This window comes from Vibrio sp. 1978, from assembly GCF_033344345.1.
Genome location: NZ_JAWPOP010000020.1, coordinates 57,790 through 70,435, shown reverse-complemented (window position 1 = coordinate 70,435; position 12,646 = coordinate 57,790). Strand labels below are relative to the sequence as shown.

Genomic DNA, 12,646 nt, shown 5'->3' with positions numbered 1-12,646 from the left:
TAAAAAACCAAAAAGTTGGATTAAGATAATAATAAATTGTTCTAACTTTAAAAAGTGAAAATAACCATATAAAACCGTGTAAATAAAGTCATTAAAACTAATAAATCCGACACTTTTACTATCAATTAATTTAGAATAACAACGCCATTAAAATAACCACAAACATTAATGTCACAATAATCATTAAAAATAACCAACAAACGATAGTCAAAATATCTTGATAAAAAAAGAGCGCAATTACTTTTAGTATAATAGCCGCTACCTCTTTTCCTCTAAAGAATAAAATGGCTATGATAAATATAAACCTTTCTTCATTAATTCAGCGTCTACACCCGATTGCAAAAGTAGCATTAGAAGACGCCGCTGCACTTGCAGTCTCTGAAAAAGCAAACGAAGTTCAAATTGAGCATTATTTACTGAGTCTATTAGAAAGGCCAAATAGTGATTTTGACGTCTTATTGAGTCATTTTGATTGTTCTGAGAACTTATTAAGACAATCGGTTCGATCCACACTCGACACCAACGCCAAAGGAAATGGCAGCAAACCTGTTTTTTCTGCTTTATTAATCGAATGGTTGCAAGAAAGTTGGCTGGTTTCTTCTTTAGATCTATCCGAAACACAAATCCGCTCTGGTGCCCTGCTCCTTACTCTTGTTAGCAACCCTCTCCGTTACGGCCAACATGGTTACGCCTCTATCCTTGAAGCGGTAAACCCTGACAGCCTTAATCGTAACTTTGCAGAGCTAACAAGCCACTCTATTGAGGCGCAAGTTGCTACTTCAGAAAAAACACAAGCTCGTGAAGATGGTTCAGCACTGAGCAAGTTCACAACCGACTTCACTGGTAAAGCACGCAAAGGCGAAATCGACCCTGTTTTCTGCCGCGACCAAGAAATCCGCCAAATCGTGGACATTCTTGCTCGTCGCCGTAAAAACAACCCTATTGCTGTTGGTGAACCGGGCGTTGGTAAAACCGCAGTAGTAGAAGGCTTGGCACTTAAGATTGTACAAGGTGACGTACCAGACAACCTCAAAGGTGTTGAGCTTTACGGCCTGGACATGGGTCTTCTGCAAGCTGGTGCAAGCGTAAAAGGCGAATTCGAAAAACGCCTAAACGCAGTATTGGATGAAGTGAAAAACTCGCCAACCCCTATCATTCTTTTCATCGATGAAGCACACACCCTTGTTGGCGGTGGTAACCAAGCGGGCGGCAGCGACGCGGCAAACTTGCTAAAACCAGCCCTAGCGCGTGGTGAAGTGAAAACCATCGCTGCGACAACATGGTCGGAATACAAGAAGTACTTCGAGAAAGATCCTGCTCTTGCGCGTCGTTTCCAATTGGTGAAACTCGACGAACCGTCTCCTGAGCAAGCAGCATTGATCATTCGTGGTCTGCGCCCAGCATACGAGAAGTCACATAACGTTTACGTGCGTGACGATGCTATCACTGCTGCGGCAGCACTTTCTGCTCGTTACATCTCTGGCCGTCAACTGCCAGACAAAGCGATCGATGTACTAGATACGGCGTGTGCACGAGTGAACATCAGCCTTAATGCCATTCCTGCTTCTGTTGAGACTCTGCAGCAAGAACTTGCAGCTCAACAGCGCGAGCTTGAAGCACTTGAGCGTGATGCTCTGCAGCAAACTGGCGACAAGCACAGCCTTGCTAACATTCCAGACCTAAAACTGGCAATGGAAACAACGAAAGAAGAGCTAGCAGAACAAGAAGCGCAATGGCACAAAGAAAAAGAGCAGATCCAAGAGATGATTGCTCTACGCTCTCGCTTACATGAACTGGTCTTTGGAGAAACAAATGAAGAAGAGCTTGTTGCAGACGAAGATTCAGAACAAGAGCAAGACGTTTCTCCATATGCAGAAATGGATGAAGAAGCCGTTCGCATTGCCATTTCGGCCTGCCAAGAACAGCTAGATGTAATCCGCAATGGCAACCCACTGGTTCACTTTGAAGTGGGCCCAGATGAAGTTAGCCACGTCATCTCGGACTGGACTGGTATTCCAATGGGTAAGATGCTTCAAGACGAAGCAGAAACCACGCTAAAACTGAAAGAAAGCCTAACACAAAGCATCAAAGGCCAAGAATACGCTATCGATGCACTGTCTGAAGGCATTCAAACTGCGAAAGCTGGTCTAGGTAACCCAGACGCACCAACAGGCGTATTCCTGCTGGTTGGCCCAAGTGGCGTGGGTAAAACCGAAACGGCTCGTGCGATCGCTGATCAAATGTTTGGTGGTGAGCGCTTTATGACGACCATTAACATGTCTGAGTTCCAAGAGAAGCACACGGTATCTCGCCTAATCGGTTCACCTCCGGGTTACGTAGGTTACGGTGAAGGCGGCATGCTGACAGAAGCGGTTCGTCAACGTCCATATTCTGTTGTTCTTCTTGATGAAGTGGAAAAAGCCGACCCTGAAGTGTTGAACCTGTTCTACCAAGTGTTCGACAAAGGCACGCTGAACGACGGCGAAGGCCGCACAATCGACTTCAAGAACACGCTGATCATCATGACCAGTAACCTTGCGACGCATGAGATCGAATCTTTGGTTCATCAATCCAAAGACATCGATGCAAACATCATCGCAGAAGCTATTCGCCCTACTTTGAACCAACACTTCAAGCCGGCGCTGTTGGCACGTATGTCAGTACTACCATTTGTTCCGCTGTCTGATGAAGCAATGACAGAAATTATTCACCACAAGCTGAACAAAGTTTCTCAGCGTCTACAGAGCCATCACAAGTTGTCTCTGAGCTACGAAGAAAGCTTGGTTGAGTTCGTACTAGGTAACTGTCGCCTTGCTGAAACGGGCGCGCGTAACATCGACGCGGTCATCAACCGTCAGTTACTGCCGCAACTATCGACTCAGCTATTAGTGCATGACAAGGATGATTCACATACGCAAATCGAAGTGTCTGTCGATGAGCAAGGAACACTAACCTATGCGTTCAGCTAACCATAGCGAACTTAGTAACGCCCTACTTGCGATCAGTCAGTCTTTGGCTGATCGCAGCCAGCTTACCCAAACCTTGGATGCCGTGTTGACCGCTGCGAGACAAATGACCCTCGCAAAGCACGGCATCATTTACGTTTTGGACCAGACTGGGCAGGCGTTGATTCCAAGTACCGCTCACCATAACGATAAAACTATCGTTTCCCACCCTTGGGAAGCATTACAGTTAGACTCAGCCAGTGAGAACGATCCATTCAACTTTGCCATTCGTAATGGTGAAGTGGTGTTGATTAACGAGTTGTATAAGTACAACGGCTATGACTGCGAAAGCATCTATCAAACAGAACAGACACTGGGATTAAAAAGCGAGAACTTACTGGCTTGGCCTTTGATTGATAGCGAAAGCAAAACCATTGGGCTGTTAGTCTTACTCGATTTAAGTGTTATCGACAATGAAACTGCATTGACTGAGTTTTGTCGTATGGCCGCGAGTAATATTCGCCAAGCTGTGTGGTTAGAGCAATACGGGCAAGTGATTAAAAATCTCAATGCAGACAATCACGCCCTAATGCGTGAGAACACTCAACTCAAAAAGCGTACCCAAAAAACCTATCAGGGTCCTATTGCAGAGAGCGAAGAAATGCTCAATGTTTTGAATCGTCTTGATAAGGTGTTATCTCTCCCTGTCGACGTTCTATTGCGTGGTGAAACGGGAGCCGGTAAAGAAGTGATCGCGAAATACATTCACGAAAACTCTAACCGTTCAGAAAAGCCTTTGATCGTACAGAACTGTGCCGCAATCCCAGAGCAGTTATTAGAGTCAGAACTCTTTGGCCATAAGAAAGGCTCGTTCACTGGCGCGGACAAAGACAAAGTCGGTTTGTTTGAAGCAGCCAACGGTGGCACGCTTTTCCTAGATGAAATTGGCGATATGCCAATGCTACTACAAGCCAAGTTACTGCGTGTACTGCAAGAGCGTAAAGTTCGCCCAATCGGCACTAGCAAAGAGATTGAAGTGGACGTTCGCGTTATCGCCGCAACCCACTGTAATCTTATGCAGCAAATCAAAGATGGCGGATTCCGTGCCGATTTGTTCTATCGTTTGAATGTGTTCCCTATTACATTACCACCATTGAGAGCTCGCAAGTCAGACATTATTCCCCTTGCTGAGCATTTCGTGCAACACACAACCAACACGCTAGGTTTGCCGCAAGCGCCAGGGTTAAGTGCCAATGTACGTAAACAGCTGCTTGCCTACCAATACCCAGGGAACGTGCGTGAGCTTAAGAACATCATTGAGCGCTCGGTGCTACTGTCCGATTTTGAAACCATTACTCACATTGAGTTTGGCGAACAAATCCCAGAAGATGTACCAAGTATTGACATGAAAGCAGCTTCACCTACCCCAGAGCAACCTGCTTACGAGCAGCAAGCACAAGCGGATTTAGAAGACGTTTCAAAGAGCCTTAAGGACGTTGTCAGCCAATACGAGCGTACAATAATCATCGATTGCTTAAATGCCTGCAATTGGCACACCAAGAAGGCCGCCGAGCAATTGGCACTTCCAATGAGCACTCTCAACCATAAGATGAAGAAATACGACATTTCTGCAGCGGGTTGATGGGGCTTAAAAAGAAAATTCTAAATTCAGTATGAAGTCATAAGAAAAGAAAAACCGCCCGAAGGCGGTTTTTTTGCATCTAGGAAGGGTTATCAAGTGACTTTTCCAAGGGCTTGGGTGCTTGAGTTACCGCAGGTTGTTTCTCAATCCAATCTTTCAACCATTTCTTGCGTTGAGATTCGTTATACTGCTTCCAAGTTTCAGCCGCAGACTTGTCTACGCCTTCCTCTGTCGACTCTTTCTCAATTAACCAAGGCATATCACTAAAGAAATTACCAGCCAAAGCACTATCCGCATTTAAAGAAGGAATAGAAATTACAGCATCACGACCAATATCATAGTCATCAGCTCCATTTAATCCGACTTGTTTTAGATGAGCAACCGAAAGCTCCAAGTTCGCTTTACCACCAATTACACCACCAAACGGTCTTAGACCTTTTAACCTAACTCCCGTTGGTGCAACATATTCCAAGTTAAACCTCATGCAGTACATCGTATAGTTTTTGCTCTTAGATAGTTCATTCTCTTCAGTGAGACTACCTACAGCTTCACCTATAAACTCACTCATGGCATCAACTTGTTCTCGATGGTTTTCTGAAATAGATTCAGTAAACATCCATTCTTCGTTTTTATAGGCAAACTCACCAATATGATACATATCGGTGAAGTAAAGAGGACCTTTAACTGGCTTGCCATCATTTCCGTCGAGCGCCAGTTGAATACACATATTCACTGCTTCCCACGGCATACCCAAACGTTCATAAAGTGCTTTTTCATGACTCTCACCCAAAATCAGTACATAAATACTGGCAGGATCGTCTTTCTTTTTGTTTCCCCATGAGAAACCATCACGCCAGATATTATCAGCCGATTGGTACCACTTTCTTTCACTGAAAAAGTTCAAACCAGACGCTTTGGTGTCTATAGCCACCAATTGCTGTTTAATGCCATGAAGTATAGGGATGGTATTTTTGTCTCCCTCACCTGCCATTAAGGTAAAGCTCTCTACCATAAGGTCCTGTTCACGTAGACGCAGTTGCTGCTCTCCCAAGTAGGTATCAAGCAAAACCAGTCTAGTTTCTGTACTTAAAGCGCCAATTTGCAACTCATCTTCAGCATCATCAAACTTCTGCCCCAGACTGTACTCTTGTGGTAAATAAAAACTATGTTGCCCTTGATTTGTTCTAATTCCCAAGCAGTAACGCATATTTTGGAAGCCTCCGCCTTTTACATAGCGCTTAAAGGAATCCGCTTCTGCAAAATAGTCGCTTGGCTGACCCGATATCGCTGCTCCGGAAACTGCCATACTGAACATTGCATCAGAGAACATTAGCTTTGCTTTAGAGGTCATTGGTTTCATACCGTCGATCATCACATCACCGAAGCGGAATGAGGGAATATGCTCAATAGCAATCAACGTAGCGCCGTCATCAATCCCCTGTTGCTTGTAAAAAGCACTTATTCGCCCATCAGGATCAGTTTTGAAGTCACTAACCTTCATTGGCAGCATCCAGTCACTGAAAGCTGGGCCTTTAATATTTTCGAGCCCGTCAACGCGATCGTAGCCAATCGTAACTGGCTTCGCATACTTGTGTTCTTTTTTAAGTATCAACTGCACTTTCACTTTATCGTATGGACCTAGGCGACTGTTGCTAGATTGCTGAATCCAACTATCATATGACATCCATTCTGGTTCATCACTTTCAGTATAACGAGCTGACTGAACAAGTATTCGACAATAACCGATTTCATCTTTCTTTAACTCACTTCCCTGCGGGTTAAATGACTCGGTAAAGTTATCAAACATCGTTTCATTTGGGTGTTCAAACAACATGGTTTGTATCGGGAAGATTTGATTAAATGCACCTGACGCTTTAAAGCTATCCCTGTTTTCGGTTATAGAGAGATGAGAAACTTTGCTATTAGTTGTTATTGGAGCAGGCCAATGCTGCGCACCTTGTGGCATCTTTGTCGATAATTCGGTGTAGTACTCGTTATCACAACGGTTCTTCCAGTTAGCCGCTAAGGTGTTTCCTTTGATCGTATGTACAGACCAATCATCGCTCAAAATGTAGTTCTCAATGTATTCCTTCACCTTGTAACGCTCAACCAAAAACCTAAACGAGATATTAGAATTCCGTTTGGTTTGAGATCCTAGGTCAGCGAGTAATAACACTAAGCCATTAATAGCAAGCGCTCGTAGTTGGTAGCGTTTTAACACCTCCTTACGAACTTCTTCGCTCTCAAGGTGAGTAATGAGTTCCTGATAAGACCTACATTCAATACCTACATCTACCTTACTGCGTCGCAAATCGTTAAGTAACTCGATATGTATTTTTGCCAGCCTTTCAAGCTCACTGACAACCTCATGGCTTTGCTTTAACTCTTCTAGGAAGGAGTCCAACATTAAACTATCAATCACTTTCACCGCAGATATTGCTGTCTTTGAACCCTCTATGGCAAGCATAAACCCTCTTGCCGCAGGAGCTATAGCAGGAATATAGGAAGCGACGTCAACGACACTGTCAAAAATCGCCATTCGCAGTGCGACTTCTGCTTTATCTTGCGCAACCATCTCAGCTTCTAGAGCAAGCCTAGAGCGTTCCATTGCATGCGAGCCATAGCGACTGGGGTGAAAGAATATGTTCAGGGATTGCAGGTAAATACGGATTACAACCCGACGGTTTTGTCTTAGATTAGGGTTGTTGCGGTCGACTTTTTCACCTTGTTTGGGAACATAGACAGGTTTACTTTCACCAAAAGCGGCTACCGAAACACGACCTTCAAAAACAGGGAACTCCTTCATGAGCAGCTTTTTCGCATATTCTGCGCGCTCTGCCGAGACCTGCATATTTGCTTTCTCGGTACCGACTTGGCAAGCATGCCCTTCTATCTCTACTCTAAGGTTTGGCTCATTCTCTAAAACGTTGGCAAGAGAAGCAGCAAGCTGTTTAAATATAGGTGCATGATCCTTTAACTCTTTTTCACGCGAGTTAAAGGCAAATTCTATTTTTATTCCTGCGCCTCTAGAGCTATTTACGAGAATGGCGTCAATCTGATTGCCAGATTGATCACGCGCATCTTTTAAAGCCTGTTCTAGTTTTTCTTCCTGGATATGGTTAGCTGTCTTCCAAACTGGAATTTGAGCAAGGTAGTCTTTTGTAACTTCTTCTGTTCCTTGCTCTGCTTTATCAACCTTTTTATTTTGATTAACCAGCTGTTTAGCTTTTTTATACAAACTAAGTGCTGTCAATCCCGTTCCGAAGCCATTAAAACCAACGGTTTTACCACCAGAAAGCCAAGCTTCCGCAACTCGCCCGGCAACCACACGTCGGTTACCCAGACGTGATTCTAAAGAAAGTGCAAGTGCGCTTGACCGAGCTTCATTGGTGTTAAAAACCTTATCGTGAAATAGCGCCTTCCAACCAACACCCGCGATAGTTGGAGTGTGGAGTTCCTGCAACTTATCAAGCGCTTCTTTCGTACTGTAAATACCGTAATACAATTCGCCCGCCGCTTTCATCGCAGGCGGCATCTCGGACTTAACTGCATCCCAATACAGTTTCGAGACGTTATTAAACACCGCTTGGCGGCCATCACGGTCTAAAGTGTCTTGCAAGCTACCGCTCAGCAGCCCTGCTCCTAGCTGAGCAGACACATCTCGGATATTCTTGAGTAACGCAATACTCCTTGAAGCTGGCGTATTGGCTGTTACACCTTGTACATTACCGTGAAGGTAATGTTTCATATTTCCAAAGTACTGAGGGTATTGATAAATCAAGGATTCCTCAAGGGAGATCATATCGCCACTGACAATGGCAAATTTCCCTAACGGAGTGCTTGAAGAAAAGGTAATCTGTTCACGTAGCTCGTAAGTATAGACTGTATCTAAGCCTTCAGAAAATTGCTGAATATGAGCGTCTTTAATGAACTGTGGAACACCATTTTTCATCTGGCTTGGAATAAATTCGACACGGATACTGTATAAGCCTTCTTTAAAATCAGCAGGATCAACGTGAAACATCGCGCATGGATATTGCTTAGCATTTTCTTCTGAAAGCTCATCTTCAGGTAATGCCGCTTGTACTGAAGAGCCTATCGTTTTGTATTCCCCACCTTCTTTGGTTGAGTCAAACTTTTGCAAAGTAACCGTCGCACTTTCATAGCCTTGATCAGAAAAAACCACCGCGCAACTCGCCACAACAGGTAAAACGAAGCCTTTTAGTGTCTCTCCCGATTCACTTACATCTTCATACCACTTATTATATTCTGCCTGTTCTTCGCTGAGCCCCCCGTTCGCAGCTGGTTCGTAAGGCTTAGCCAATTGTTCAATGCTGACCTCTGTCAAGGTGAGTTTTGCTTCGCTGTTTTCCAACTGGCTACTCAACTCTGCAACTTTTGTAGCTAACTCTTTGGGGTTTAACTCAGAAAGTGAAGCTATTAAAGGCAAGGGCGGAAAGCGGAAAGTGAAGGTCTGCTCACCCTCTTTGGGTAGATCCCTACCTAACGCATGAATTGTGTGCTCTGGTGTCAGGACCTCAAAAGCCCCATATTGATCGGGCTTTCCGTTACCCAGTGAACATAACTTAAATTTATGGTCGGTAGCCCAAAGCTTAGGGCTATCGCTATCAGTGACGTTAAGCATCGGCACTTTCGCTAAAGGGCGAATATTAGCGATTTGTTTTCTTACCAAGCTTTCCTCTGAATGCCAAGATGGGAATTCAGTTGTTTTAGTTTGAGAGTTAAATTCCCCCTCATAATAAACACCAAACAAATAGTAATTTGCACACAAAGGTATCGCGTTACTGGTATCATGAGTGCTCACAGTTCATCCCCTTTAACAAAATCACCATTGTTGGCAAAGGCGTTGTAAAGAGAAGAGTTACTGGCACTATGGCCCGTCCCTATTTGCTCCCATTTTAAATAAGAACCAAATTCTTTATTTTCTTTTAGTTTACTGAGGATGGCCCGCGCCGCTCCATCCCGAGCATAATTCGCATCTTTACTCAAAATTTCAAAATAGCGCAGTTTACCTACCGCTCGCGGTACAATTTCTTCTTGTTGAAATGAACCCTGCTCGATATCAATTAGATAACGAAACTTCCTACTTTCACCCCAAGCGTACTTACCGTCTGGACTAATACTACGTTTGTTAAACTTATAATCACCCGGATTTTGTTCATCAGGATTAATTCCCGTGCTAAAGAGAAATTCGTCTTTTGCCTCATCATAAACTGCAACGCCAAAGTCGTTTAGTACGTATCTTTTTCCTTTTTGAATCACGGAATACTCATTAAACTCTGTGTCTACTTGCTGTTTTTCGCCTGTCGCTAAGGTGTACTTCCAGTCTTTAAACTTGTCTACGTAGTAAAGGTAGCTGCTGTCTTCTGCCCATAGAAACTCTGGGTAGCCACGTGAACGACCTAGTTCAATATACTCACCCGTCTTAAGATCTTTAATTACTTTAAACATCCCTTCTGAGGCCGAATAGGCCAAAGCCAAGTAGCGATTATTTGGAGAGACACGCATTAGACGAACTTTGCCAACAAACTCATCTGCGACCAGACGCAAGTCCGTCCCATCCGTTTTGATACTCCACACTTTATCCCTTTGATCATAATGGTCTTTCGCTTCATTTCGGGCGTTATCCCAACGAAACACTACACGTGGTAAATCATAAGAGCTTTCATTGGTGAGATCTTCACGTGGCCATTCTTTAGCTTTAAAAATAAAGTGTTTAGGTTTACCCGTCTCTTTGTCATAAATAACGTAATTGTTTTCTGTAATATAAACACGACCATCTTCCCACTGTTGAGCATTTTTTTCTGCGATTCGGTCTTGAACCGTCTGAGGTTTTGGCGCGTGTTGTTCTGGTTCCTTGGCCGATTCTTGATTACAGCCAGATAAGACCGCTAAAGTAATCAAGCATAATGTATGACGTAGATTCATCTTATATTCTCTTCGTTATCTTTCTCGATCGCGTTTAATAGTGTGACAACGCAACCCGAATAAGTTGTTTTGTTAACTTGTCTGATCTTTTTTCTTATAAGCCAGTAAATCCGCAATGGGTGTTTGAGCAAAAATGACCGTTTTATTATCTCTTCCGTGATGACTATTGCCCTGATAACCACGGAGAAGGTCCACTTCTTTAACCTCTGCAGGCCAACCAGTAAAACGAATCAACCTAGAACCATTCTCTTTTTTTATACATTGGCGCAAGCACACTCGCTGCGACCAATCACCATCGCTTTGCCTTAACTCAAAGTAATCATCTGACTCGTCCAGCGTCGTATAGCCCGGATATTCGAAAACTATCTCGACAGATTTAAGTAAATACACGACCGCTACATTTTTATTTACCTGGCTTCGTAACATTGCGTATTTTTCAGGTTTTGAGGTCGCAGCACTTGGTAATACTGAGAGCAGACGAACAGAACCGTCTCCAATTTTAAAGCTTTTCTCACTGCTATAATGGTTAAGATCAGTGACTTTTATGGCCTTGGTTCCAGGATCACTTTCTAGTTGAGATAGTTCACTCTCGCTCAATCGTTTACTGTTATAAGCCAAATATACTTCTTGAGGCTCACCTTTAATCTTGTAAGGAAGCCATATATGCGGGAGAGGGTAACCTTGCGCGCTCCGCTCCACTGGGCTAGAAGCATTAATAGGGCTCAAATTTGTTTCAATCTTTTCTTTGATTTGTGGCTCATAGCCTGTCATGACTATCTCAACTTCTTCCTCAACTAAGTTGAACACTCGAGCCTCTCCAGAGCCATTCAAAGAGCCTTCACTTACCACCTTGCCGTTCTGCACGATTTGGAAAGGCTCATAAGCGAAAACACCGCCTGTTTCAGGGTTGGTCATATAGATATCGGCGTGCCTTTTGGGTCTAGAGCCTTCACGAACACTATTAATATCCGTATCTGAAAAGTAACCATTTTCCGTAATTGCCACTTCGCGCCAAATTTTATTGTTCCAAACAACATACACGTAGCCTGATTTAAACACTTCTGCAGCTTCATCTGATTTATCGCTACCAGGGAAGTGCAGCGGAACCACAGGCACCAACACGTTATCCCACTCATCCATTTGAGTTTCTTTATCAACGGGTTGCAGGTCTTCGGCGAGTTTAAGCAAAATTGGCTGAGGCTGGTCAGTGCAAGGGATCTTGATATAGAGCGTTTTGCCCTCAGCTTCGAGATCTTTAAATATCGCGAGGCTGCGGTGTTTGTTTTCTGTATCAGCCTTGCCTACAGTCACTTTTTCTTTTTGAGCTTCGGTTTTTCCCAACATCAAACATGCCGCGTTGCTAGACCACTGCCCTGCAAACTCGACAACGATTTTTTGATCTGGACTTGGCTCAGAGGGGACATGCGTGTAACTACGAACTAAAGCAACATCGTCAGTAACCTGCTTATAACCCGCTTTAAAAGCTTTGCTTTCATTCGAAGCAGATACAGAGTCAACGAGTGATTTAAGTCTCGGGAAGCTTTGCAGCTGAGAGTCCGTCAATGGCGACCGACGTGCAACGGTAGATAATGACACCCAATTGCCTTTTCCCAATTCGATTCTTATAGCAGCTAGCAATGCGCTGGTCGTTTTTTTGGTAGAGATGGAAATCTTTTGCGCCAATTCTTTAGGGAGGTTTCTAAGGATGTCATCTGAATTTCGCAAACGCGAAAGCTGTCCTATACACTCGTCCGGTGTAAGAACATGAGATAGCTCGTTGGAGGATAGCTTCGAGCTAGGTATAAATTTGCAAACTAAATGCATTTGAATTCTCCACAACCAACATCGTAAATATGGCTGCGGTGACAATTAAGCTGATAAGGCTTACAAGTACGATTTGGTCTGCGTATCCTACTTACTTAGCCATTTATTTTCAACGAGATAGAAAAATCGCCCGAAATCAAAAACACCAAAAAAATGGTGACTTTTGCTATCAAAACATGCGATTTGACCACAACAAAAGCCAGTAACATCACCCACTCTGTCAAAATGGTAAAATCTTACTATCTAAAAAAATTTAATTTATGGACTGAAGTTAACAAAAATCGTA

5 protein-coding genes are annotated in these 12,646 nt (G+C 43.7%); 2 read left to right on the top strand and 3 right to left on the bottom strand.

Going from position 1 to position 12,646, the window contains the following annotated elements:
• Positions 1–290: 290 nt before the first annotated feature.
• Positions 291–2,969: a type VI secretion system ATPase TssH gene (gene tssH, locus R8N49_RS18025; protein WP_186585418.1), complete on the top strand. Its 2,679-nt coding sequence runs from the start codon at positions 291–293 to the stop codon at positions 2,967–2,969.
• Positions 2,956–4,587 carry a sigma-54-dependent Fis family transcriptional regulator gene (locus R8N49_RS18020; protein ID WP_186585420.1) on the top strand — a complete coding sequence of 544 codons (1,632 nt, stop codon included), beginning with the start codon at positions 2,956–2,958 and terminating at the stop codon, positions 4,585–4,587. Before tssH ends, R8N49_RS18020 begins: the two co-directional genes overlap by 14 nt.
• A 79-nt stretch (positions 4,588–4,666) precedes the next feature.
• On the opposite strand, the gene R8N49_RS18015 is transcribed toward R8N49_RS18020, so the two are convergent.
• From R8N49_RS18015 to R8N49_RS18005, 3 genes are all read right to left on the bottom strand, one after another.
• Positions 4,667–9,412 (bottom strand): OmpA family protein, encoded by a 4,746-nt coding sequence (locus R8N49_RS18015; protein WP_186585422.1) that lies wholly within the window; start codon positions 9,410–9,412, stop codon positions 4,667–4,669.
• Positions 9,409–10,536: a Tricorn protease domain-containing protein gene (locus R8N49_RS18010; RefSeq protein ID WP_318190033.1), complete on the bottom strand. Its 1,128-nt coding sequence runs from the start codon at positions 10,534–10,536 to the stop codon at positions 9,409–9,411. The genes R8N49_RS18015 and R8N49_RS18010 overlap by 4 nt, the downstream gene beginning before the upstream one ends.
• A gap of 72 nt (positions 10,537–10,608) precedes the next feature.
• Positions 10,609–12,360, bottom strand: coding sequence for a hypothetical protein (locus tag R8N49_RS18005; protein ID WP_186585605.1), 1,752 nt, complete (start codon positions 12,358–12,360; stop codon positions 10,609–10,611).
• Positions 12,361–12,646: the final 286 nt, after the last annotated feature.

What these genes read in the sequence shown, in the direction of transcription:
- tssH (WP_186585418.1), top strand. Translation starts at nt 291, where the DNA reads ATGATAAATATAAACCTTTCTTCATTAATTCAGCGTCTACACCCGATT.
- R8N49_RS18020 (WP_186585420.1), top strand. Translation starts at nt 2,956, where the DNA reads ATGCGTTCAGCTAACCATAGCGAACTTAGTAACGCCCTACTTGCGATC.
- R8N49_RS18010 (WP_318190033.1), bottom strand. Translation starts at nt 10,536, where the DNA reads ATGAATCTACGTCATACATTATGCTTGATTACTTTAGCGGTCTTATCT.
- R8N49_RS18005 (WP_186585605.1), bottom strand. Translation starts at nt 12,360, where the DNA reads ATGCATTTAGTTTGCAAATTTATACCTAGCTCGAAGCTATCCTCCAAC.